The sequence below is a fragment of the Leucobacter musarum subsp. musarum genome, from assembly GCF_001273845.1.
GTDB lineage: Bacteria > Actinomycetota > Actinomycetes > Actinomycetales > Microbacteriaceae > Leucobacter > Leucobacter musarum.
Map to the genome: position 1 here is coordinate 97829 of NZ_JHBW01000087.1, position 22277 is coordinate 120105.

The following is a 22277-nucleotide window of genomic DNA, read 5'->3' on the forward strand; positions in this document are numbered from 1 at the left end:
CCGGGAACGCCCGATTTGGCTACCTCCCGGTCACATGCGGTAAAGTAAAAGAGTTGTCGAGCGAGCATTCGCTCGACTTCCACGGGTCTATGGCGCAGCTGGTAGCGCACCTGCATGGCATGCAGGGGGTCAGGGGTTCGAGTCCCCTTAGATCCACCAAATGAATGCCCCGCTTCGGCGGGGCATTCGTGTTTTTCGGGGCGTTGTCGAATCGATGCTTGCCCTCTCGCGAAGGCTCACTCACACTTGACGCATAACGTGGTCATGGGAATCACGTGTGATGCTTGGGGAGACTCACAATGACGCTGCACCCGCACCCGCGCAAGACCTTGCACTCGCGCTCAGTCCGCCGGGCCGCGCGTGCGATCCCCGCTCTCGTCATTGCCGCGACGCTTGTCGCCTGCGGGAACGGGTCGAGCGCGCCGCAGAGCGGTGCTGGCGATGCAGTCGCCGAAACCGGAAGCAGCAGCGCGGCGGTCGAGCGCCCGGCGGCACCCGAGGGCGAGCTGCCCACGTCTCTGCAGCAGCAACTGGAAGCCGCACTGGAGGCGACGATGCAGCAGTACGGGGTGCCCGGCGCGGCGGCCGGGGTGTGGATCGACGGAGAGGGCTCGTGGACGGCGGCGAGCGGGGTCGCCGACGTCGATGCGAAGTCGCCCGTCAGCACGGACATGGTGTGGCCGATCCGGAGCATCACGAAGTCATACACGGTCACCCTCATTCTGCAGCTCGCGGACGCCGGCAAGCTGAACCTCGACGACACGATTGATCAGTACGTCGACGGGGTGACGAATGGCGACCGCATCACGCTGCTCGAGCTCGCGAACATGTCGAGCGGCAACGCCGACTACGTGAACGACGCGTTCGTCGCCGACTTCGCGACGCACCCTGACCACGTGTACACGATCGATGAACTGAACGCCTTCGTGATCGACCAACCGGCGCAGTTCGAGCCCGGCTCGGAGTACCTGTACACCAACGCGAACACGAATCTGCTCGGCGCCGTCGTCGAGAAGGTCACGGGCAAGCCGTACGCAGAGGCGCTGAATGAGATGATCTTGTCGCCGCTCGAGCAGAGCGGTACGACGTACCTGGGGAGCGGCGATGACTGGGCTGCTCCGCACGCGACCGGGTACATCCCGAAAGCGGATGGCCTTGAGCCGCAGGACGAGACGCCGTCGATTCTCGGCGCGGCCGGTGCGTTGTTCTCGACGCTCGACGACGGTCGCGTGTGGGCTCAGACGCTTGGGAGCGGCGCACTGCTCGACCCCGCCACGCAGGAGCTGCGCCGTGACGGGCATGCGATCCCGAAGCCGCCGTACGACACCTACGGCACCGGCATGGGGCACACCGGTGATTGGTGGGGGCATAACGGCGAAGGCCTGGGGTTCACCGCGGCAACATTCTTCAACCCCGATCTAAATGCCAGCATCGTCGTCTACATGAACGCCTCCAACGTGGATGCCGGGCATCCGGCCGATGCCGCCTTCCGTGCACTGGCGAAGGTCGTCGAGTCGCAGGAGTAGCGCCTACGACACGTGCACCCAGGGGCGGCGTGTGAGGTCGGGTTCGGCCTCCCGAAGCACCTCGCGCGTCATCGGAGCGATCTCTCCCTCGCCGAAGAGCAGGAATCGCAGCAGGTTGGCGAGCGGATTGCCCTCGGTCCACCGGAAGAAGATGTGGGGGGTGCAGCGCAGATCCTGCCGCAGGTGCAACGCGACGGCCGCAATGCCGTTCGGCACCGTACTGCCGTGCACGGTAAGAATGCGGTAGCCGTGCCGCTCGACCCCCTCGACGAGCAGTTCGTTCTCGAAATCCGAGCTGTCCGAGACCACGATCTCGATGAACAAGACGTCGTCGTCGGGGAGTCGGTGCGCCACGCGCGCGTGTTCGAGCTTTGCGCGGTACCGTTCGGCGCTGAGGTCGTTGGGTTCATGCGCGATGAGTCGCACGATGCCGCCCGGCGCCTGATCGATGAACGCCTGCGCGCTCGGGGTGAGGCGTACCGCGGTCGCGCGGAGTTCGGTCGACCGCTTCACTCGTGAGAAGAAGCTGACGACGATGATGCCCACGATGAAGCAGGCGGCGATCTTGATGCCGTCGGGCCGTTCGATGATGTTGGCGATGGTCGTATAGACGAACACCACCGAAACGATGCCGAACCCGGTAGTCGCCCCGCGTTGCGAGCGACGGCGTGCGGCGAGCGTCACGGCGATGGCGGCCGAGGTGATCAGCACGAGCACGCCAGTGGCGTAGGCGCCGCCCTGCGCGTCGACGCTCGCCTCGAAGATCACGGTGATGAAGAATGCGACCGCCGTGAATACGAGCACGAGCGGGCGGGTTGCTCGCGCCCAAGCCGGTGCCATGCCGTAGTGCGGCAGGTAGCGGGGAACGAGGTTGAGCAGGCCGGCCATCGCCGAAGCGCCGGCGAACCAGAGGATCGCGATCGTGATCAGATCGTATGCCGTGCCGAACCCCTCGCCGAGGTACGTGTGGGCGAGGTACGCCAGTGCGCGCCCGTTCGCCGCACCGCCCGGTTGAAACTCCGCAGCGGGAATGAGTGCGACGGTCGTGATCGATGAGGTGATCAAGAATCCGCTCATGATCAGCGCTGACGTCGTCAGCAATCGCTTGGCGCCGCGAATGCGGCCGGTCGGTTGCAGTTCGGTGTCGCCGGGGTCGCCCTTGATCTGCGGCATCACGGCCACGCCGGTCTCGAATCCGGACAGGCCGAGAGCGAGTTTCGGGAAGACGACCAGCGCTACCGCGACAACGAAGAGCGGGTTGCCGTGCTGCGTGGTGAGCACGCTCCACCAGTCGCCGAGCATGACCGGGTGCGCGATGAGTTGCACGATCGCGACGACGATGACCACCACGTTCACGATGAGAAACGCGCCGACGAGCACGGTGGCGAGCCGGATCGCTTCGCGGAATCCGCGTAGGAAGACGATGCCGAGGCCGGCGAGCAGCGCGAGCGTGATCACGATCTCTTGACCGTGGAGTGCCTCGGGTGCGAACGGGTTCTCCACCAGGTGCGCCGTGGCATCGGCGGCCGACAGGGTCATTGTGATCATGAAGTCGGTTGCGGCGAACCCGAGCAGGGCGAGCACGGTCAGCTTGCTGCCCCACCGCGGCAGCAGCTTCGCGAGCATGGAGATCGATCCGGTGCCGTGCGGGCTCTCCTCCGCGACCCGGCGATAGACGGGGAGCGCGCCCGCAAGCGTGACCGCGACCAGGATGATGGTGGCGAGCGGCGCCACGGCCCCTGCGGCGAGCGCGGCGATGGCGGGTTGGTAGCCGAGCGTTGAGAAGTAGTCGAGCCCGGTGAGGCACATGACGCGCAGCCAGTGGGTGCGCTGGTGCTGGTCGGGGCGGCCATGCGGGCCTGGTTGCTGTCCGGGGGAGACCGTGGTGTCGGCGAGGAGCCAGCGACGCAGGCGAGTTCGCGCATCGCGCTGCGGAGCGCCCAGGGTGGGGGCTTCGAGCGATGATGCGTTTGCGAAGGTGTGCATGCCACTATCGAACACCCCGAGGGGTGCCGGGTGGAAGATCCTTACGGTTTCCATACGGGGCGAGAGCCCCTGCATACGGAGTCCTTACGCGGCGGCAGCACGCTGGCCACGGGCGGAACGTGCTCGACGCGTCAGCGCGCGGATGAGCACGCCCTGACGCGGGCTGAACAGATACACGAGAGTGAACGCGGCGCCCTGCACGAGAATCACGAGACCACCGGAGGCGGCGTCGAGCCAGTAGCTCACGAGGATGCCGATGACGGAGCAGGCCGCCGAGAGGATCGGCGCGATGACGAGCATGCGCCCGAATCGGTCGGTGAGGAGATACGCGGTGGCCCCCGGGATGATGAGCATCGCGACGACGAGGATCACCCCGACGACTTGGAGTGCGACGACTGCGGTGAGCGCGAGCAGGCCCAGCAGGAGTGCGCCGAGGGCTCGCGGATTGAGGCCGATGGCGTGCGCGTGGATGGGGTCGAATGCGAAGAGCGTCAGGTCGCGTCGTTTGATGATGAGGATCGCGAACGCAATCGCTGCCAGCACGCCGATCTGCAGGAGGTCGCCATCGGAGACGCCGAGAATGTTGCCGAAGACGATGTGACTCAGATCGGTCTGACTCGGGATCACCGAGATGAGTACGAGGCCGAGCGCGAACAGGGTGGTGAAGACAATGCCGATCGCCGCGTCTTCTTTCACACGACTCGTGTCCCGGATGGCGCCGATGAGTGCGACGGCGAGGAACCCAAAGATGAGTGCTCCGAGGGCGAACGGGGCGCCGACCAGGTAGGCGAGCACCACGCCGGGGAGCACGGCGTGCGACACCGCATCGCCCATGAGCGACCAGCCGGTGAGCACGAGCCAGCACGACAGCAGCGCGCAGACGACTGCGGCGATGACGGTGGTGATGAGCGCACGAATCATGAAGTCGTATTGGAGCGGTTCGAGCAGGTAATCGAGTGGGTTCATGCGGCGGCCTCCGGAGACGTGACGTCGCCGAGCCCGAAGGCGCGTGCGAGTTGCGGGGGATCGAGTGCGTCGGCGACCGCGCCGTGGAAGAGCACGCGGCGCAGCAGCAGGGCGGCGTCGTCGGCGAGTGCGGGTAGTGCGTGCAGGTCGTGAGTCGACACGAGCACCGTGCGCCCGGTTTCGGCCAGTTCGCGCAGCAGCCTGACGATGGTCGCCTCACTGCGCTGATCGACTCCGGAGAACGGCTCGTCGAGCAGCAGGATCTCGGCGTCCTGTGCGATGCAGCGCGCCACGAACGCGCGCTTCTTCTGCCCTCCCGACAACTTGCCGATCTGCCGTTCGGCCAGGTCGCCGAGGTCGACGCGTTCGAGCGCGTCGGCGACCGCGCGGCGATCGCTCGCCCGAGCGCGACGCGTCGCCCCGAGTGAGCCGTAGCGGCCCATCATGACGACGTCGGCGACGGACACCGGAAACGCCCAGTCCACGTCCTCGCTTTGCGGCACGTAGGCGACGATGCCGCGCTTCCGGGCGACAGCTGGGGCGAGTCCGGCGAGGCGAGCCGTGCCCTGCTCGGGGCGAATCCCACCCATGATGGTTTTGAACAGCGTCGACTTGCCGGAGCCGTTCATGCCGATGAGCCCGGTCACACCCCCGGCAGGCACGTCGAGCGTCGCCGCGTCGAGCGCGAGTACGTCGCCGTAGCGCACGGTGACGCGATCGACGGAGATCGCGGGGGAGCTGGTCATGCGGATCCCTTCGTGCCGTGCAGTGCGGCGGCAATGGTGTCGGCGTCGTAGGTGAGGAGGTCGAGGTAGGTGGGAACCGGGCCGTCGGGAAGCGAGAGCGAGTCGACGTACAGCGTGCCACCGAAGCGGGCGTCGGTGCTCGTCACCACCTGCTGCATGGGGCGATCGGAGACCGTCGACTCGCAGAACACTGCCGGTACATCATGCGTGCGCACGAATTCGATCGTGCCGGCGATCTGCTGGGGCGTCGCCTGTTGTTCGGCGTTCACCGGCCAGATGTACTGCTCGGTGAGTCCGGCGTCGCGCGCGAGGTACGAGAATGCGCCTTCGCAGGTCACGAGCGCGCGCTGTGCCTCAGGGAGATCCGCCACTGCGTCGCTCAGGCGATCCTGCACCGCCTGCAGCTGCCCGCGATAGGCGGCGCCGTTCGCGGCAAACTCGTCGGCGTGCGCGGGGTCGAGGTCGCTGAAGGCGGCAACGATGTTCTCGACATAGATCTGCGCGTTCGTGGGGCTCATCCAGGCGTGGGGATTCGGCTTGCCCGCGTAGGCATCGCCGGCGATGTCGATGGGCTCGATGCCGTCGGAGACGACGACGTGCGGCACGTCGGCCTGCGCGACGAACCGGGAGAACCAGGCCTCGAGCCCGAAGCCATTGTCGAGGATCAGATCGGCCTCGGATGCCTTCGCCACGTCGAGCGGCGTCGGTTCGTACCCATGGATCTCGGCGCCGGTCTTGGTAATGGAGCGCACGTTGATGCGGTCGCCGCCGACGGTGCGCGCCATATCGGCGAGCACCGTGAACGTGGTGAGGACGACGGGGGCGTCAGGATCGCCATCCCAGTCGTCATCCGACCAGGTGTCGCGCGATCCCGCACTGCATCCAGCGAGCAGCAGGGCGACGATGGCGAGGGCCGCGGTGCCCAGGCCGATGCGGTGCGCGAAGGTGCGTCCCGAGAACGAGGTCATGCGACTCCCAAGGTGAGGTGGTGCAAGTGTCAAAGTTCGGCATGGCGAACTTTTGAATTCAGGTTAGCGCACTACCGCTCGATCCGCGAGGACCGCCAGTGAGTTGTACACTCGATCACCGTGATGTCTCGCAGCGCGATCCCCGACCTCGGCGTCGTCGCCGTCGGGGGCGCACTCGGCACACTTGCGCGATACGGGATCACCTCGGCGATTGGCGGGCCGGAGTCGACCAATGGGTTTCCGCTCGCCACACTGCTCATCAATCTGTTCGGCGCATTTCTGCTCGGGATGGTCGTGGCGATCGTCACCTCCCGCGGGAGTGCGGGGCGGTGGCGCACGCTGCGCCTGCTGCTCGGCACGGGCGTGCTCGGCGGCTTCACCACGTACAGCCTGCTCGCGGCCGATCTTGCGCAGGCCGCCCTCGCCAGCCAGTGGGGCGTCGTTGCCGGCTATGCGGCAACCACCCTCATCGGGGGAGTGACCGCGAGTGGGCTCGGCCTGGGTGCCGGGCGAGCGCTCGCAACGCGTGGCGCGCCCGCAGGTCAGACGGGCGGGGCGGCCTCGTGAGCGCGGGGTGGCTGGCGGTCGTCGTCGCGCTCGCCGGCGGCGTCGGGTCAGCGCTGCGCCACGCCGTCGACACCAGCGTGCCCGTGAGGTGGCGCGAACGGTACCCCTGGGGCATTCTCATCATCAACCTCACCGGCTCGTTCGCACTCGGCTGCGTCACCGGCATGATGTGGGATCACCCGCTGGCCGCGATCATCGGGAGCGGCCTGCTCGGCGGGTACACCACGTTCAGCACGGCGAGCCTCGATACCGCGCAACTGCTGATGGCGCGTCGCTGGGGCGCGGCACTGGTCAACGGAGTCGGCATGCTCGTCGTCGCCGTGGCACTGGCCATCGCCGGTGTGCTATGCGGGGCCCTGCTGCGCTGAACTGTGCGCGATGAGGTGAGCGTCACACGTTCAAGTGCGAGCTACCGCACCTGACGCGCGCGGAACCGGAGGTCGGGGTGCGCGTACGCGTCTTGCGACTCCACGAGGAGCAGCTCTCGGGATTCGGCCGCGTAGGTGCGCTCAAGGAGCGCGTAGACGCTGGCGGTCGTGCGTTCGAGCGCGTCTGCGGGGTCTTCGCTGCGGCGCACATGCGCCGTGAACAACGCCGCGGTGACATCGCCCGAACCGTTGACCTTGAACGGGATGCGGGGCGTTTCGATGATCCACGCGCCGTCGGGCGTCACCGCGAGCATCTCGATGACGTCGGCAGGTTGTTCCGGGCGATCGACGCTCGTGACGAGTACGGTGCTCGGCCCGAGGTCGCGAGCGCGGTCGACCGCATCGAGCGTGGAATCGAGCGTGTCCGGTGTCGTGTCGGTGAGGAAGCCGAGTTCGAACTGATTCGGGGTGATCAGGTCGGCGCGCGGGACGACGCGGTCCTTGATCAAGCGTTGCACCTCGGGCGCCACGTGGCATCCCGATTTTGCATTGCCGAGCACGGGGTCGCACGCGTACAGGGCATCGGGGCTGTGGTGCTTCACCCGGGCGACGGCGTCGAGGATCGCGTCACCGATGCTGTCGCCGCCTTGGTAGCCCGAGAGTACGGCATCGACACCGGCGAGCCCGCCGCGCTCTTCGATGCCGATGACGATGTCGCGAACGTCGTCACCTGACATCAGCGGGCCGCGCCACGAGCCGTACCCGGTATGGTTCGAGAACGCGACGGTATACACCGGCATGACTTCGACGCCGATGCGCTGCAGCGGGAACACCGCCGCTGAATTACCGACGTGGCCGTACGACACCGAGGACTGGATCGAGAGAACGCGCATGGATTCGATCCTGTCATTGGTTCAATGGGTGAACCAATCGTGGGAAGTTCCCGTGGACCAAGAGGCGTGGGCTGACACCGGTGCAAGCCGGCTGCTTCTAGAGTTCGGTCGTTCCCGACTTCCCCGGACTCTCCTGCCCCAGCACCTTCGCCGCTGCGATCTTCACTGCCGCCATCACGCGGCCTCCGGGCACGCCCCAGTACTGGGCAGATTCGCCCGAGACGCGCAATAATCCGAGATTCGGATCGTCGAGCCCACCCTTGAAGTAGGCGTCGACCTCGCCGTCCCAGAGCTCTGCGGCTTTCGCGCGATCATCGACGAATGCGGCCTCGCCCGCTACCGAAAGCCAGCTGCCGGTTTCGGCGAACGCCAGGTTCACCTGAGGGTTCGAACGAATCGCATCCGCTTGATCCCCCTGCAGCCCAATGAAGAACCAGACCGTGCCGTCGTCCGTGATCTGCTGCGGCGTCATCGGATGCGAAACGATCTTGCCCGCAGCGGTCGCGGTGGAGAGCATCACGAAGCGCTCCTCGCGCATGAGATCGATGACGGTTTCCGGGGTCAGCTCGCTGTGGGTCATATGTGCTCCTTGTCTGGGTGTACCGGGACCACCAGCTTTGCGCGGCCACCTGCTGCTGGGGAGGCGGTTGACAAGGAGGTGTCAAATGGCTCGATGCGGAGTGAGGACGCCCTGGGGGTCGAGCGCGGCCTTGATCGCGCGCTGCACGTCGAGGGCGGTGTCGTCCAGTTGCCACCCGAGTTCGTGGCGCTTCACCGAGCCGATGCCGTGCTCACCCGAGATTGTGCCGCCCAATGACAGGGCGAGGCGCGTGATGTCATCGATCACCGCATCGGCCTCGGCGATGCCCTCGGGCGTATCCGGTGCTTCGACGGTGCTGTGCAGGTTGCCGTCGCCGGCGTGCGCCACCGTGGACACGCGCTTGCCGTGTCTGGCCGCGATCTCACCGATCCCGTGGAACACCGTCGCGAGTGCGGCGACGGGAACCCCCACGTCGCAGGAAATCTTCAGGCCACGCGCGTTCAGCGCCGGATTCGAGAGGCGGCGTGCCGCGAGCAGTGCATCGGTGTCGGACACCTCGATGTCGTCGGCACCCAGTGACGCGCACAGGGCGGTGATGCCGACGGCGCGCTGCTCGGCATCGAGCCCCGTCGTCTGGCCCACGAGCATCGCGCCCGCGGGAACACGCAATCCACTGGGCTGGAACGACTCGATGATCTCGACGCTCAATGCGTCCATGAGTTCGAGTACCTCAGGGTGCAGGTCGCTGCCCACGATGGCAGTAACGGCTCGGCCCGCCGATTCGAGCGTCGCAAAGCTCGCGCGGAACGTGCGGGGCGTGCCCGGTGCCACTGGCTTGAGGCGCACGGTTGCCTCGGTGATGACGCCCAGGGTGCCTTCCGAGCCGACGAAGAGGCGCGTCAAGTCGTAGCCGACGACGTTCTTACGGGTGCGCGAACCGGTGCGCAGCACTCGCCCGTCTGCGAGCACGACCTCGAGCGCGGCGACCGAGTCGCTCGTCACTCCGTGCGCGACGCAGCGCAGTCCGCCGGCATTGGTCGCGATGTTTCCGCCCACGGTGCTGATGCGGGCGCTGGCCGGATCGGGCGGAAAGAACAGCCCCAGCTCGCGTGCCGCATCATCGAGCTCAGCAGTGATCACGCCGGGCTGCACGACCGCCAGACGATTCTCCTCGTCGATATCGATGATGCGGTTCAACCGTTCGAGCGAGATGACGAGCCCGCCGGGGTACGCCATCGCGCCGCCCGCGAGCCCCGTTCCGGCGCCGCGCACGCTGACCGCGACGCCGGTGCGGTGCGCCCAACTCAGCGCAGTCGCAACGTCTGCGGTTGACTCCGCGAACACCACGGCGGTGGGGGCGCCATCCAGCAGCGCCCGAGAGGAATCGCGTGCGAACGGAGCAACGAGCTCCGGATCGGAGACCAGTCGATCGCCCAGAGACGTCCGCAGCTCGGCGATCGGCGGCACCGCACCGCTCGGTGCAGCGTGAGGGGTCGGAACAGCGATCACACGGGCCTCCTTGGTCGAACCCCCAGGCTATCGCGGGTGAGCGATCCGACACCCCGTGCGCATGGGAGGATGGCAGGTATGACATCGCCAGCCGGAGCCGGTCGCTACGCGCCCAGCCCCTCGGGTGATCTGCACCTCGGGAATCTGCGCACCGCGCTGCTCGCGTGGTGCTTTGCACGCGCATCGGGGCGGCGATTCCTAATGCGCATCGAAGACCTCGACCGCGCGCGGGATACAGGAGCGGCTCAGCGGCAACTCGGCGATCTCGCACGCATCGGGATCGACTGGGACGACGAGCCGGTTCAGCAATCGGATCGGGCCGCTGCCTACGCCGCCGCGATCGCTCAGCTGAGTGATGCCGGCCTCGTCTATGAGTGCACGTGCTCCCGCAAAGACATTTTGGCTGCGCCGAGTGCTCCGCACGCGCCACCTGGCGCCTACCCCGGCATCTGCCGCGAGCGAACGCCGGCCGAGCGCGCCGAGGCCCGAGCGCGCATTGCTCCGAGGCTGCCCGCCGTGCGGCTGCGTGTGCCCCAGGGTACGTCAGCGCCCGGCTTCATTGATCGAGTGCTCGGCCCGGTGCACGGCGACATCGATGATTTCGTGCTGCTGCGCGGCGATGGAACGGTTGCGTACAACCTCGCAGTGGTGGTGGACGATGCTGCGATGGGCGTCGACCAGGTCGTGCGCGGTGACGATCTGGCGCCGTCGACGCCTCGGCAAATACTGCTGCAGCGTCTGCTCGGTCTGCCCGCGCCGCCCGAAGTCGAGTACGCGCATGTCCCACTCGTGCTCGGACCGTCAGGGGCGCGTCTCGCGAAGCGGGACGGTGCCGTCACGCTCGGACAACTGCGCGATGCCGGCGTCACCGACGGCGAGGTGCTCGGGTGGCTCGCGACCTCGCTCCACCTGGCACAGCCGGGGGAGCGCGTGACCGCGGCGACGGTGCTCAGCAGGTTCGACCCGGCGGCAGTGCCGACCGAGCCGTGGACCTGGCGGCTCGCTACTTCTTGAGGGCCCGGATGATGCGGGAGAGCGCCCGCCCGGCGACCCACACGAAGGGCACACCCACGGCGAGCAGCGCGATGATGTTGGGTTCGAACCGAGTCGTTCCCTCACGGGTGACATAGGAACCCAGCGGCACGGCGAAACCGCCACCGCCACCGCCCGAGCCTTCGCCCTGGGCGACGCCCTCGCCGGCACCGGCACCTTCGCCCGCACCAAAGCCGTAGGCCGTGTAGGCCACAGGAATGAGGGTGGTTCCGTCGACCTCGACAGGATCGCCGTACGCCGAGTGGACGCCGACCTGGACGAGGGTGTCTGCGATCTGCTTCGTGAGGTGAGTCATGCGGCCCACCCTACTCGCTCGACCTAGGCTTCGTCAGCCCCGTGACGCGATACGCGCACCGCCGCAGGAACGGGGCGTTTCGGTTCGATGTGATCGCCCGACGACACGTGCTTAATGCGACGAATGACCCACGGCACGAAGTGCTCGCGCGCCCACACAACGTCCTCGCGCCGGGCCTCGCGCCAATTGCGGATCGGCAGTGGCGGCGGATCGAGCGGCACCAGGTCGTGAGGCACGCCGAGCGCATCCAGTGCCGCGAGGGCGATGGTGTGGTGGCCGAGCGCATTCAGATGCAGTCGATCGCCCGCCCAGTAGCGGCTGTCGTGCAGTTCTTCGAGCGCCCACTGATCGACCACGATGCAGTCGTGCCGCTGCGCGACCTTGCGCACGTTCTCGTTGTAGATCGCCACTTTGCCGCGAATCGAACGGAACACGGGCTGGAACGCGGTGTCGACTCCCGTGAAGAGCAGGATCGTCGCTCCGCCCACACTCAGCCGTTCGACGATCCGCTCCAGCTTGGCGGCGACCTCATCGGGGTCGGTGCCGGGGCGAATCACGTCGTTACCGCCCGCGCAGACGCTGATCAGGTCGGGGCGCAAATCGAGCGCGGCCTCCACCTGCTCGTCGGTGATCTGCTGAATCAACTTGCCGCGCACCGCGAGGTTCGCGTAGGCGAACTCATCGCTGTAGGCGCCGAGTACCTCGGCGAACCGATCGGCCCACCCGCGCAACCCGCCCGGGCTGTCGGCGTCGGGGTCGCCCACGCCCTCAGTGAACGAATCGCCGAGTGCGACGAATCGAGACCAGGGGAGTTCGACGTCGCTCCGGTCGATGCTGCCATCGTGTGCCATTGCTCACCTCGGGGAATTCGGTTACTTACGGGTTCGAATCGAAGAACCCGGCCGTCGCATACGCATCGCACAGGTTCTGCCGAGCGCGCGGCGTTCGGCGTACAGCGATAGTCTAGAACGTCGTGACAGATTCGGACCCGGGCCTCCACCTTCCGGGCACGAGTGCAGCTGAGCACCTGCCCCCCGCGTACCCGGAGCGCGCCGCGCACGGTACCGCCGGCACGCTCCGTGCCTGGCAAGAGGAGGCCATCAAGCGCTACCTTGACGAAAGCCCGCGCGACTTTCTCGCCTCAGCAACGCCCGGTGCCGGCAAAACGACATTCGCACTGCGACTCGCGGCGATCCTGCGTTCGAACCACACCGTGAAGCAGATCATCGTCGTCGCGCCGACCGAGCATCTCAAGACGCAGTGGGCGGACGCAGCGGCGCGAGCCGGCATCAGGCTCAACCCGTCGTATTCGAACAGCGATGGTCTCGCTTACGGGCGCCACTATCACGGAGTTGCCGTCACCTACGCGCAAGTCGCGATGAAGCCGGTGCAGCATCGCTTACTCACCGAGCACGAAGACACGCTCGTCATTATGGACGAGGTGCACCACGGTGGCGACGCGCTGAGCTGGGGTGACGCCATCCGCGAGGCCTACGGCAACGCGCGCCGGCGCCTGTCGCTCACGGGAACCCCGTTCCGCTCCGACGAGGCGCCCATTCCGTTCGTGCAGTACGCGCCGCAGGGCGACGGCTCCCGGCTCTCGATGACGGACTACGACTACGGGTACGGCCGCGCACTCGCCGACGGCATCGTGCGCCCCGTCATTTTCATGGTCTATGCCGGCAAGATGCGTTGGCAAACGTCGGCGGGCGAAGAGATGGAGGCCGCGCTCGGCGAGGGCAATACCAAAGATGTCACGTCGCAGGCCTGGCGCACGGCGCTTGACCCAGCCGGTGACTGGATCGGAAAGGTGCTGCGTGCCGCAGACCGACGCCTGACCGAGGTACGCCAGCAGATCCACGACGCCGGCGGGCTCGTCATCGCGACGGATCACGCATCGGCGAAGTCGTACGCGCAGCAGCTGCACGACATCACGGGGGAGCCAGTCGCGCTCATTCTTTCGGACGACTCCGGAGCCTCGGAGAAGATCGACGAATTCTCGAAGGGCGAGTCGCGCTGGATGGTGGCGGTGCGCATGGTGTCTGAAGGTGTCGATGTGCCCCGGCTCGCCGTCGGCGTTTACGCAACCAGCTCCTCGACCCCGCTGTTCTTCGCGCAGGCGATCGGTCGATTCGTGCGATCACGGCGACGCGGCGAGGTCGCTTCGGTCTTCATTCCGAATGTGCCCGCGCTCATGCAACTCGCCTCGGAACTCGAAAAAGAGCGCAACCACGTGCTCGAGGGGCCGAAGAGCGCCGAAGAGATGTGGGATGCCGAGGCCACGCTGATGGCGGAGGCCGAGCGTGGAGACCAGGCGTCGTCCGAGCTGCTTGCGGGCGAAGGTTTCACCTACCAAGCACTGTCATCAGATGCGCACTTCGACCGTGCCGTCTTCGACGGTGCCGAGTTCGGCGGTTACGCGGAGGTCGAAACCGAGGAGGAGCTCGAGTTCCTGGGCTTCCCCGGGCTGCTCGAACCGCAGGAAGTCGCGGCGCTGTTGCAACAGCGCCAGGCTCGCCAGGCGCGACGCAGTGCGAGTCGCCAGGGCATTCTCGAACACGCGCCCGAGCGGTCGGAGTCGCCCGAGGCGCTGCATCGCACCCTCGGTGAACAGCGCAAGCTGCTCAACTCGCTGGTCGGCATGTACTCGAAGGTCTCGGGTGACGCGCACAAGGATATCCATTCGGAGTTGCGTCGCGTCTGCGGCGGCCCGGCCGTGGCTCAGGCGTCGGTGACGCAGCTGCAGAAACGCATCGAACTGCTGCGGCGGCGTCTGCAACCGTAAGCTGGCCACTATGGCCAAGAAGCAGTCCGGGGGAGCATCCACCCCTGCCACCGTCGCCCTGACCCATGCAGGGATCGCGTTTTCGGCGCACGCCTACACCCATGACCCGTTGATTACCGACTTTGGTCTGGAGGCAGCACGCGAGCTTGGGATCGCCCCGGAGCGGGTGTTCAAGACCCTGCTCGCCGAGGTCGACGGCTCGCTCGCCGTCGCCGTGGTTCCCGTTGCGGGGATGCTCGACCTGAAAGCTCTTGCGGGCGCCCTCGGTGGGAAGCGCGCCGTCATGGCGGATCCGGCGGTCGCGGAGCGCAAGACGGGCTATGTGGTCGGCGGCATTAGCCCGCTGGGGCAGCGCACGGCGCTGCCGACGGTGATCGATCGCACGGCGGATGCGTTCGACACCGTGCTTGTCTCCGGGGGACGTCGCGGTCTCGACATCGAGCTCGCTCCGGACGATCTCGCGCGGGCCACAGCCGCGATCCGCGCGGCGATCGGACGCCCATCCGGGCGGTGATGACGGGTCGCAGTGCGCGACGCGCGCGAGATCCCAGGCCGATTCGATTCGCCCCGAGAATTCGTGCTAAGTTATCTTCTGTTCGGCCGATGAAGGTCCGGATCGTTCGCGCGGGTGGCGGAATGGCAGACGCGCTAGCTTGAGGTGCTAGTGCCCGTATTAGGGCGTGGGGGTTCAAGTCCCCCTCCGCGCACGAACGTAAGAGGCTCTCCTTCTGGAGGGCCTCTTTCTCGTTCCCCGACCCTATTCCGAGAGCGGCGCGACGGCAGGATCGCCGACTCCCGCGCGGGTGCCCCCGCGTTGCGATGCGACTCCGGCGATCACCACGATCGCGATCCCGATGAACTGCACCGGCCCGGGCGCCTGTCCGAGTACGACCGCACCGAGCAGCAGGCCGATGGCCGGTTCGATGGCCATCAGCGTGCCGAACGCGGTCGGGGTCATGCGCTTGAGCGCGAGCATCTCGAGACCGAAGGGCAGCACGGGGGCGATGACGGCGAGGCCGAGCGCGATGAGGAGGAACCGCCACTCGAAGTTCGCGGCGAGGCCGGGCACTCCCACGGCGGTTGAGCAGAGCGCTGCGATGGGAATGGTGATCGCGAGCCCGCTGATGCCCGGGAAGCGGTCGCCGACCTGCTGCGTCAGCAGGATGTAACTGCCCCAGCCGACTCCCGCGAGCAAGGCGAAGCCGATTCCGGGCAGGTCGGCGGTTCCGTGCCACGGCTCGGTCAGCAACACGACGCCGATGAGGGCGAGCGCCGGCCATGCGATCATGCTCTTCGAGCGGCTGCGCAGCGCGGCGACCGCGAGCGGCCCGAGAAACTCGATCGCCACGGCGGTGCCGAGCGGAATGCGGGCGACCGCGGCGAGGAACGCCACGCTCATGAGTGCGCTCGCGGCGCCGAGCCCGAGAAGCGGCAGCAGGTCGCTCCGTCTGATCGATCGCAGGCGGGGGCGTGCGATGAGGAGAAAGATGATGGCGCCCATCGTGAGCCTGAGCCACGCCGTGGTGGCGGGGCCGACCTCGGTGATGAGCGTCACCGAGAGCGCGCTCGACAATTGAATGAGGAACATTGCCGTCACCGCGAGGCTCCAGGGCGGAATGCGCCGCGCCGCGGTCGGGTGGCCGGTAGTGACGGGTGTGCGCTCAGGCATGGGGTGACTCCACACGACGAGCCGCACCCACGCCGGGTTCGAACACGGTCATGGTGAAGTGTGTCGTCGTATCGCCGTCGTTGCGATACTCGTGAGTGGTGCTCCCGGCGAACGTGATGGCGTCGCCGGGGCTCAACGAGTACTCCGTGCCATCGACGCGCACGTTCAGGGCGCCCTGCAGTACGTGCAGCAGCTCCTGGGTGCCGTCGGTGTGGGGCTCGCTCGCGAGTGCGTCACCGGGTTCCATCGTCCAGTCCCAGAGCTCGACCACGTCAGGGGCGTCAGTCGCGGTGAGGAGGGTGCCGACGCCCCCGTGCTCGCCGCGCCAGAAGGCGGTGCCGGATCCGGCCGGAGTGACTCGGGCGATGGCGGGCTCGGGTGGCTGGACCAGAGCGGCGAGCCCGATGCCGAGCGCATCGCTCAGGCGCAGCAGGGTGCCGATGCTCGGATTCACCGCTCCCTGCTCGACATTGACGACCATGCGACGGCTGACGGTCGCGACGTCGGCGAGCCGGTCGAGGCTCCAGCCGAGCGCGGTGCGTTCTGCTCTGACGCGCTGCCCGATGAGGGATGCGAGCGCTTCGGGTTCCAGTGACATGAGTGCAGAATAGTGCACTCATGTGTGCAATATCAATCTCGGTCGGCTGGCATACGCGCGGTGCTCCCGCGCCGCCCGCGCGCCCGCACGAGCTCGCCAACCTTCACCGCGATCACACCCGCGATGATCAGTGCGGCGCCGAGCCACTGTCGTCCGGTCGGAACGACAGCGAGCAGCACAATGGTCCAGAAGATGCCGAAGAGAGGTTCGGAATAGCCCGTAAAGCTCGCGACGGTCGCCCCGAGGCGGCGAGCGGCGGCCACACCGAGCACGTAGGCGAGCACCGTCGAGACGAGCACCATACCGGTGACCGCCAGCGCCGGGGGCAGCTCGGCGCCCGCGATCACGACGGGATCGGCCGTCGCGCGGAACGGCAGCAGGCCGGTGCCGCTCACCACGGCGAGCAGGATCGCCGCGACCGCGAGACCCAGGCCTACGAATGGCAGCGGTGCGATGCCGTGGTCTGCCGACGCGCCCGTCGCGTAGTAGGCCGCGTTGCCCACCGCGGCCACCAGTGCGAATGCGATGCCGAGCGGATGCAGCGCACCGCCGGCGTCGCCGCTCGCGGAGATCGCGATGAGCCCGGCGAGCGCGATCGCGGCGCCGAGGAGCGTGATCGCGCCGGGCGAGACGCGGGTGCGAGCCCAGAACCAGAGCATCAGCAATACGGGGCCGGTGAACTCGATGAGCAGCGCCAGGCTCGGGGGAATGAACTCGACGGCGAGGAAGAACGCGAGCTGACACCCGGCGACCGCGAGCAGCCCGAAGAGCACCAGCGATTTCCAGGCACGTCGCACCAGGTGCCAATTGCCGCGCAGCATGACGAGCGTCGGGCCCGCGAGCACGATCGCCGCGCAGAGAATGCGCGCGGTCGCGGCCGCCCCGGGCGACCAGCCGGCAGCGATCAGTGCGCTCGCGAAGATGCCAGAAAGCGCGAAGCTCGCCGCGGAGCCGATTGCGAGGAGGAATCCCGTGAGGGGAACGGAGCGCGTCATCACGTCGCGAGCCTATCGCGCGGCTCGGACGAACGACGGGCCCGCGTGGAAACGTGCCCCTGGGCGTCATCTCCGGGCCGCTCACCCTCGTGCAGACTACGCTGGGAGCATGACCGTCGAAACCCCCGAAAGCGCCGAGCACGAGCTGTCAGAAACGGCACGAGTCGCCCGCGACCTGATTCGCATCGATACGACGAATCGTGGCGGTGGCGACGCGGAGCCCGAGCGGCCAGCCGCCGAATATGTCGCGGCCTACCTGCGCGATCTCGGGCTCGAGCCCGAGATCTTCGAATCCAATCCGGGCCGGGCGAGCGTGATCGCGCGCGTCGCCGGTTCGGATCCGTCGCTGCCCGCGCTGGTGCTGCACGGCCACCTTGACGTCGTGCCCGCGGATCCGGCGAACTGGACCGTCGATCCGTTCGCCGGAGTGATCAAGGACGGCATGCTGTGGGGGCGAGGCGCCGTCGACATGAAGGACATGGATGCCATGATCCTGACCGCCATCGCCGAACTGCTGCGCGCTGGCGAGCGGCCGCGGCGAGAGGTCATCCTCGCCTTCTTCGCGGATGAGGAGAACGGTGGCGTCTATGGCGCCCAGTACCTTGTCAACCAGCACCCCGAACTCTTCGCCGGTGCGGCCACTGCCATCAGCGAGGTCGGCGGGTACTCGATCGATATCTCGGGAACGCGCGCCTACTTGATTCAGACGGGGGAGAAGTCGCTCGAATGGATTCGTCTGCGCGCGCGCGGCACCGCTGCGCACGGCTCTCGCGTGTGGCACGACAATGCGGTGACGAGACTGGCCGAAGCGATCGCCACGCTCGGTCGCCACGAGTGGCCGGTGACGCTCACCGATACCACGCGCGAACTCGTTGACGCGATCGCGGGCATCCTCGGGGCGGACCCGCACGAAGTCGCCCCGGAGGAACTCATTCTGCGTCTTGGCAAGGCGGGCGGGTTTATCCAGGCGAGCCTACGCAGCACGAGCAACCCGACGGTGCTGCAGGCCGGCTACAAGCACAACGTGATCCCTGATACGGCAGAGGCCCTCGTCGACGTCCGGGCGCTGCCCGCCGACCAAGACACCGTGCTCGACCAGATTCGCGCCATCGTGGGCGACGACATCGAAGTGGAGCAGGTGCACTCCGACATCGGTCTCGAGGTGCCGTTCGCCGGTGAGCTCGTGGAGGCGATGACGGCCAGCCTGCGCCGTGCCGACCCCGACGCCCGCGTGCTGCCGTACCTGCTCTCCGGTGGCACTGACAACAAGTCGCTCGCGCGTCTCGGCATCACCGGGTACGGATTCGCTCCGCTTCGGCTCCCCGCCGACCTCGACTTCCCGGGCATGTTCCACGGCGTCGATGAGCGCGTGCCGCTCGATGCGCTCGACTTCGGCCATGCCGTGCTTGTCGACCTGCTCCGCACCTACTGAGACGGGTCGCGCGGTCGCGACGGTGACCGCGCCGTCGCTCACGAGCGGCGACCGATCGTCCGCGAGCCGCGCCGCGCGCCGCCGGTCGGGGACTTCTCCCGGCCGGTGGGTTATTCTGGTCCGCGGTCCACATGCCGCGCGTCCGATTGACGAGGCCGCGCAGCCAGGAAAGGAATCATGGGAATCTTCGAGGCGATCCTCCTCGGTATCATCCAGGGGCTCACCGAGTTCTTGCCCATCTCGTCGAGTGCGCATCTCCGCATCGCGAGCGAGCTGCTCGGCATCGGTGATGCCGGGGCAGCGTTCACCGCGATCACCCAGATCGGCACGGAGGCCGCGGTCATCGTGTTCTTCTGGCGGGACATCGTGCGCATCATCGGCCGATGGGCTCAGTCGCTCGGCGGCAAGCGCGTGCCGCGCAACGACCCCGACGCACTGATGGGCTGGTGGATCATCATCGGCACGCTGCCCATCGTCGTGCTGGGATTGCTCTTCCAGGATCAGATCGAGACCACGCTGCGGTCGCTGTGGTTCGTGGCGATCAGCCTCATCGTCTTCGGCCTGCTGCTCGGGATCGCCGATCGCGTCGGCCGCAACACGCGCCCGCTCGAGAAGCTCACCTGGAAGCACGGGCTTATCTACGGGTTCGCGCAGGCGCTCGCGCTCATTCCGGGCGTCTCGCGATCGGGCGGCACCATCACCGCGGGTCTCTTCATGGGCTACCGTCGTGAGGCTGCGGCACGCTACTCCTTCTTGCTCGCCATCCCCGCAGTGCTCGGCTCCGGTTTCTATCAGGTGTTCAAGGCGCTGCGCGCGCCGGCCGGTGAAACTCCGATGGGGCTGACGCTCATCGCCACCGTCGTCGCCTTCATCATCGCCCTGTTCGTGATTGGCTTGTTCATGAAGTACATCTCGAAGCGCAGCTTCTTGCCCTTCGTGATCTACCGTGTCGTCATCGGAGCGGTCATCATTGTGCTGCTCTCGACCGGTGTGCTCTCGGCCGACGGCGGAGCCGTCGCGCAGGGTGCGGCCGATGCCGGCCAGTCCGTGCTCGTGGCGGGAGCACTGCGTTGAGAACCTGGACTCCTCCGGAACTGCCCGACCTGCCCGGTGAGGGCGTCGCACCCAAGCTCTTCAACACCGCGACAGAGCGCCTCGAGCACCCCGCGATTCCGGAGGGCCGCGCGCACCTCTACGTGTGCGGCATCACGCCGTACGATGCGACGCATCTCGGGCACGCCTTCACCTACCTCACGTTCGACATCATGCAGCGCGCTTGGCGCGATGCCGGCATCGAGACCGTTTACGCCCAGAACATCACCGACGTCGACGATCCGCTCCTCGAGCGTGCGAACGATACCGGGGTCGATTGGCGAGTGCTGGCTGACGAGCAGATCGGGCTCTACCGCTCCGATATGCATCGCCTCGGCATGCTGCCGCCCGAGCACTATGTCGCAGTGACCGAGCAGATCGACGAGATCGCCGAGGCCGTGCGGGAGCTGCTCGACCGGGGGTTTGCGTACCACGTGCTGACCGAGGACGCCGCCGGATCGGATATCTACTTCGACACCGCGGCCGCGGAGCGCGAGTCGCAGTGGCGCCTGGGTGACGTGGCGCCCTACGACCGGGATCTCATGCTACGTCTGAGTGCGGAGCGCGGCGGTGACCCTGAGCGGCCCGGGAAGCGCGGTGCGCTTGACCCGTTGCTCTGGCGCGCGGCGCGCGCGGGAGAGCCCTGCTGGGAGAGCCCGGTTGGCGAAGGGCGACCCGGCTGGCACATCGAGTGCTCGGTGATCGCTCGCGGCGCTCTCGGCGGTGCGTTCACCGTGCAGGGCGGCGGTTCCGACCTCGTGTTCCCGCACCACGAGTTCACCGCGGCACACGCGACAGCGCTCTCGGGAACGCCGCTCGCTCACGCCTACTGTCACGCCGGCCTCGTCGCCTACCAGGGGCACAAGATGTCGAAGTCTCGGGGCAACCTGGTCTTCGTCTCCAAGCTCCTGAACGGGGGCGCCGACCCCTCGGCGATCCGACTCGGTTTGCTCGCGCACCACTACCGTTCGGAATGGGAGTGGCACGACGCCGATCTGGAGACCGCTCAGCGACGTCTCGATGCCTGGCGTGCCGGCCTGACGCGGGAAAGCGCGGAGCCCGCGGCTGCGGCGGCGGTGCTGCGCCAGCTACGCTCGGCGATTGCCAATGACCTCGATACGCCCGTCATGTTGGCGACGCTCGATGCTGCGCTCGATCAGGGCGTGGACTCGCCCGGCCTCATCTCTGACGCAGTGCTCGCGCTGTTGGGAGTGCGCCTCTAGGGCTGCGCTCCCGGCCGCTCCTCGGAGTCGTCATTCTTGTCGTCTTCGGGGGGCGCGCCGCCAGCTTCGGTTCCGGACTCGTCGGGTGCCGTGCGATCCTGCACGGGAGCCGTCGCAACGGCGTCGACATCGCGCGCGAACCGCGAACCGCCCTTCAAGAACTTCTCGAATTCGAGCGCAATCGCGTCGCCGGTCGTCTCCGCGGCGAGCTCCTCATCGCGATTCTCTTCGAGCTTGCGAATATAGCGCGTCATCTCGTCGTCGGACTCAGCGATGCGGTTGATGTTCGCCTCCCACTCGTTGGCTTGCACGAGCAGCTCCCCGCGGGGAATCACGATGTCGAGGAGTTCTTCGAGCTTGTCGAGCAGTGCGAGTGTGGCCTTGGGTGACGGCGTGCTGTGCACGTAGTGCGGCACCTGCGCCCACAGCGAGAGCGTCTCGATGCCTGCGTCGCCCAGTGCGAGATCGATCACCGATGAGATGCCAGCCGGCCCCTCGTACGTGCTGCGCACCGCCCCGGTTTCCGCTCTTCGTGCCTCATTCTCCGACGTCATCGTGGTCACGATCGGGCGAGTGTGCGGCGCATCCGAGAACATCGAGCCGAGAATCACGACAAAATCGATCGCCCAGACATCGACCAGCTCGACGATCTTGTCGGCGAAGTTCTGCCAGTCGCGGGCCGGCTCGACGCCGGCCAGCAGGAAGAGATCGGTGACTGGGGTGCCGTCGATGCGTCGCACGGTCTCGCGAGTTGCATCGTCACCGGGAGCCGGGTTCTCGCCCGGACGCTGGACCGGACCGTAGAGGCGCGTGTCCGGCCATTCGAGCTGACGCTTGCCCGCGTCATCGAACACGAGTTTGGGGCGATGCACCTGGAAGTCGACGTACCCCTCGGCGCTGATGACATGCAGAACTTCGGAATCGATCAGCCCTCCGAGGTGCTGCAGCACCTCCGTCGTTGCGTCGCCGGCATCGCTCCAGCCCTGGAACGCAAGAATGAGCACTCGGGGCCGTGCAGGAGGAACAGACATAGCATCCAGGGTATCGGCTGTGCATCGGTAGACT

At 67.3% G+C, this 22277-nt stretch carries 22 protein-coding genes and 2 tRNA genes; 11 read left to right on the forward strand and 13 right to left on the reverse strand.

Annotation, left to right across the window (positions count from 1 at the left end; translation table 11 throughout):
• Positions 1-83 precede the first annotated feature (83 nt).
• Both CH42_RS09465 and CH42_RS09470 read left to right on the forward strand, forming a co-directional pair.
• Positions 84-159: transfer RNA gene (locus CH42_RS09465), tRNA-Ala, on the forward strand.
• Positions 160-299: 140 nt separating this feature from the next.
• Entirely contained in the window at positions 300-1526 is a 1227-nt protein-coding gene (locus CH42_RS09470; protein ID WP_053352962.1) for a serine hydrolase domain-containing protein, read from the forward strand.
• A 3-nt stretch (positions 1527-1529) separates the two neighbouring features.
• Here CH42_RS09470 and CH42_RS09475 read toward each other — a convergent pair whose 3' ends face one another.
• The 4 genes from CH42_RS09475 to CH42_RS09490 all read right to left on the reverse strand — a co-directional run bounded on the left by CH42_RS09475 (position 1530) and on the right by CH42_RS09490 (position 6192).
• Complete coding sequence (locus tag CH42_RS09475; protein WP_394325243.1) at positions 1530-3512, reverse strand: amino acid transporter; 1983 nt, start codon at positions 3510-3512, stop codon at positions 1530-1532.
• A gap of 84 nt (positions 3513-3596) precedes the next feature.
• Entirely contained in the window at positions 3597-4478 is an 882-nt protein-coding gene (locus CH42_RS09480; protein ID WP_053352963.1) for a metal ABC transporter permease, read from the reverse strand.
• Positions 4475-5224, reverse strand: coding sequence for a metal ABC transporter ATP-binding protein (locus tag CH42_RS09485; protein ID WP_053352964.1), 750 nt, complete (start codon positions 5222-5224; stop codon positions 4475-4477). Before CH42_RS09485 ends, CH42_RS09480 begins: the two co-directional genes overlap by 4 nt.
• Positions 5221-6192: a metal ABC transporter substrate-binding protein gene (locus CH42_RS09490; protein WP_053352965.1), complete on the reverse strand. Its 972-nt coding sequence runs from the start codon at positions 6190-6192 to the stop codon at positions 5221-5223. Before CH42_RS09490 ends, CH42_RS09485 begins: the two co-directional genes overlap by 4 nt.
• A 123-nt stretch (positions 6193-6315) precedes the next feature.
• On the opposite strand from CH42_RS09490, the gene CH42_RS09495 reads away from it, so the two are divergent.
• Positions 6316-6759, forward strand: a complete 444-nt coding sequence (locus tag CH42_RS09495; protein WP_053352966.1) for a fluoride efflux transporter FluC — start codon at positions 6316-6318, stop codon at positions 6757-6759.
• Positions 6756-7127, forward strand: coding sequence for a fluoride efflux transporter FluC (locus CH42_RS09500; RefSeq protein WP_053352967.1), 372 nt, complete (start codon positions 6756-6758; stop codon positions 7125-7127). The genes CH42_RS09495 and CH42_RS09500 overlap by 4 nt, the downstream gene beginning before the upstream one ends.
• 41 nt (positions 7128-7168) lie before the next feature.
• Here CH42_RS09500 and pdxY read toward each other — a convergent pair whose 3' ends face one another.
• From pdxY to CH42_RS09515, 3 genes are all read right to left on the reverse strand, one after another.
• Entirely contained in the window at positions 7169-8020 is an 852-nt protein-coding gene (gene pdxY / locus CH42_RS09505) for a pyridoxal kinase PdxY (RefSeq protein WP_053352968.1), read from the reverse strand.
• 97 nt (positions 8021-8117) lie between these two features.
• A complete protein-coding gene (locus CH42_RS09510; protein ID WP_053352969.1) occupies positions 8118-8600 on the reverse strand; it encodes a pyridoxamine 5'-phosphate oxidase family protein in 483 nt (160 codons plus the stop codon).
• A gap of 81 nt (positions 8601-8681) precedes the next feature.
• Positions 8682-10070 carry an FAD-binding oxidoreductase gene (locus CH42_RS09515; protein ID WP_239684004.1) on the reverse strand — a complete coding sequence of 463 codons (1389 nt, stop codon included), beginning with the start codon at positions 10068-10070 and terminating at the stop codon, positions 8682-8684.
• 78 nt (positions 10071-10148) lie between these two features.
• Between CH42_RS09515 and gluQRS the strand changes: the two genes are divergently transcribed.
• A complete protein-coding gene (gluQRS, locus tag CH42_RS09520) occupies positions 10149-11084 on the forward strand; it encodes a tRNA glutamyl-Q(34) synthetase GluQRS (RefSeq protein ID WP_156322530.1) in 936 nt (311 codons plus the stop codon).
• Here the strand turns inward: gluQRS and CH42_RS09525 are convergent.
• Entirely contained in the window at positions 11074-11418 is a 345-nt protein-coding gene (locus CH42_RS09525) for a spore germination protein GerW family protein (RefSeq protein ID WP_053352971.1), read from the reverse strand. The two genes, gluQRS and CH42_RS09525, sit on opposite strands and share 11 nt — an antisense overlap.
• Positions 11419-11441: 23 nt before the next feature.
• A complete protein-coding gene (locus CH42_RS09530; RefSeq protein ID WP_053352972.1) occupies positions 11442-12269 on the reverse strand; it encodes an SGNH/GDSL hydrolase family protein in 828 nt (275 codons plus the stop codon).
• A gap of 122 nt (positions 12270-12391) precedes the next feature.
• Between CH42_RS09530 and CH42_RS09535 the strand changes: the two genes are divergently transcribed.
• The 3 genes from CH42_RS09535 (at position 12392) to CH42_RS09545 (ending at position 14910) form a co-directional block, all read left to right on the forward strand.
• Positions 12392-14203: a DEAD/DEAH box helicase gene (locus CH42_RS09535; protein ID WP_053352973.1), complete on the forward strand. Its 1812-nt coding sequence runs from the start codon at positions 12392-12394 to the stop codon at positions 14201-14203.
• Between the two features lie 10 nt (positions 14204-14213).
• On the forward strand, positions 14214-14717 hold the full coding sequence (gene ybaK / locus CH42_RS09540) for a Cys-tRNA(Pro) deacylase (RefSeq protein ID WP_053352974.1): 504 nt from the start codon (positions 14214-14216) through the stop codon (positions 14715-14717).
• Positions 14718-14825: 108 nt separating this feature from the next.
• Positions 14826-14910: transfer RNA gene (locus CH42_RS09545), tRNA-Leu, on the forward strand.
• A gap of 50 nt (positions 14911-14960) precedes the next feature.
• On the opposite strand, the gene CH42_RS09550 is transcribed toward CH42_RS09545, so the two are convergent.
• The 3 genes from CH42_RS09550 to CH42_RS09560 are packed head-to-tail and all read right to left on the reverse strand — an operon-like array spanning position 14961 to position 17465.
• The gene (locus CH42_RS09550) at positions 14961-15872 is read right to left on the reverse strand and encodes an EamA family transporter (protein WP_053352975.1); all 912 of its coding nucleotides are present in this window, start codon (positions 15870-15872) and stop codon (positions 14961-14963) included.
• Positions 15865-16470: a helix-turn-helix domain-containing protein gene (locus CH42_RS09555; RefSeq protein ID WP_053352976.1), complete on the reverse strand. Its 606-nt coding sequence runs from the start codon at positions 16468-16470 to the stop codon at positions 15865-15867. The genes CH42_RS09550 and CH42_RS09555 overlap by 8 nt, the downstream gene beginning before the upstream one ends.
• Positions 16471-16502: 32 nt before the next feature.
• Entirely contained in the window at positions 16503-17465 is a 963-nt protein-coding gene (locus CH42_RS09560) for an EamA family transporter (RefSeq protein WP_053352977.1), read from the reverse strand.
• Between the two features lie 109 nt (positions 17466-17574).
• Here CH42_RS09560 and CH42_RS09565 point away from each other — a divergent pair, with 109 nt between their 5' ends.
• From CH42_RS09565 to mshC, 3 genes are all read left to right on the forward strand, one after another.
• Positions 17575-18897, forward strand: a complete 1323-nt coding sequence (locus CH42_RS09565; protein WP_053352978.1) for a M20/M25/M40 family metallo-hydrolase — start codon at positions 17575-17577, stop codon at positions 18895-18897.
• A 177-nt stretch (positions 18898-19074) separates the two neighbouring features.
• A complete protein-coding gene (locus tag CH42_RS09570) occupies positions 19075-19971 on the forward strand; it encodes an undecaprenyl-diphosphate phosphatase (RefSeq protein ID WP_053352979.1) in 897 nt (298 codons plus the stop codon).
• Positions 19968-21212, forward strand: a complete 1245-nt coding sequence (gene mshC, locus CH42_RS09575) for a cysteine--1-D-myo-inosityl 2-amino-2-deoxy-alpha-D-glucopyranoside ligase (RefSeq protein ID WP_053352980.1) — start codon at positions 19968-19970, stop codon at positions 21210-21212. The genes CH42_RS09570 and mshC overlap by 4 nt, the downstream gene beginning before the upstream one ends.
• Here mshC and CH42_RS09580 read toward each other — a convergent pair.
• Positions 21209-22243, reverse strand: coding sequence for a PAC2 family protein (locus CH42_RS09580; RefSeq protein ID WP_075205327.1), 1035 nt, complete (start codon positions 22241-22243; stop codon positions 21209-21211). The genes mshC and CH42_RS09580 overlap by 4 nt on opposite strands.
• Between the last annotated feature and the right edge of the window lie 34 nt (positions 22244-22277).

Bases quoted from the DNA above. Each gene is read 5' to 3' on its own strand.
- CH42_RS09470 (WP_053352962.1), top strand. From the start codon at position 300: ATGACGCTGCACCCGCACCCGCGCAAGACCTTGCACTCGCGCTCAGTC.
- CH42_RS09475 (WP_394325243.1), bottom strand. From the start codon at position 3,512: ATGCACACCTTCGCAAACGCATCATCGCTCGAAGCCCCCACCCTGGGC.
- CH42_RS09480 (WP_053352963.1), bottom strand. From the start codon at position 4,478: ATGAACCCACTCGATTACCTGCTCGAACCGCTCCAATACGACTTCATG.
- CH42_RS09485 (WP_053352964.1), bottom strand. From the start codon at position 5,224: ATGACCAGCTCCCCCGCGATCTCCGTCGATCGCGTCACCGTGCGCTAC.
- CH42_RS09490 (WP_053352965.1), bottom strand. From the start codon at position 6,192: ATGACCTCGTTCTCGGGACGCACCTTCGCGCACCGCATCGGCCTGGGC.
- CH42_RS09495 (WP_053352966.1), top strand. From the start codon at position 6,316: ATGTCTCGCAGCGCGATCCCCGACCTCGGCGTCGTCGCCGTCGGGGGC.
- pdxY (WP_053352968.1), bottom strand. From the start codon at position 8,020: ATGCGCGTTCTCTCGATCCAGTCCTCGGTGTCGTACGGCCACGTCGGT.
- CH42_RS09510 (WP_053352969.1), bottom strand. From the start codon at position 8,600: ATGACCCACAGCGAGCTGACCCCGGAAACCGTCATCGATCTCATGCGC.
- gluQRS (WP_156322530.1), top strand. From the start codon at position 10,149: ATGACATCGCCAGCCGGAGCCGGTCGCTACGCGCCCAGCCCCTCGGGT.
- CH42_RS09525 (WP_053352971.1), bottom strand. From the start codon at position 11,418: ATGACTCACCTCACGAAGCAGATCGCAGACACCCTCGTCCAGGTCGGC.
- CH42_RS09530 (WP_053352972.1), bottom strand. From the start codon at position 12,269: ATGGCACACGATGGCAGCATCGACCGGAGCGACGTCGAACTCCCCTGG.
- ybaK (WP_053352974.1), top strand. From the start codon at position 14,214: ATGGCCAAGAAGCAGTCCGGGGGAGCATCCACCCCTGCCACCGTCGCC.
- CH42_RS09550 (WP_053352975.1), bottom strand. From the start codon at position 15,872: ATGCCTGAGCGCACACCCGTCACTACCGGCCACCCGACCGCGGCGCGG.
- CH42_RS09555 (WP_053352976.1), bottom strand. From the start codon at position 16,470: ATGTCACTGGAACCCGAAGCGCTCGCATCCCTCATCGGGCAGCGCGTC.
- CH42_RS09560 (WP_053352977.1), bottom strand. From the start codon at position 17,465: ATGACGCGCTCCGTTCCCCTCACGGGATTCCTCCTCGCAATCGGCTCC.
- CH42_RS09565 (WP_053352978.1), top strand. From the start codon at position 17,575: ATGACCGTCGAAACCCCCGAAAGCGCCGAGCACGAGCTGTCAGAAACG.
- CH42_RS09570 (WP_053352979.1), top strand. From the start codon at position 19,075: ATGGGAATCTTCGAGGCGATCCTCCTCGGTATCATCCAGGGGCTCACC.
- CH42_RS09580 (WP_075205327.1), bottom strand. From the start codon at position 22,243: ATGTCTGTTCCTCCTGCACGGCCCCGAGTGCTCATTCTTGCGTTCCAG.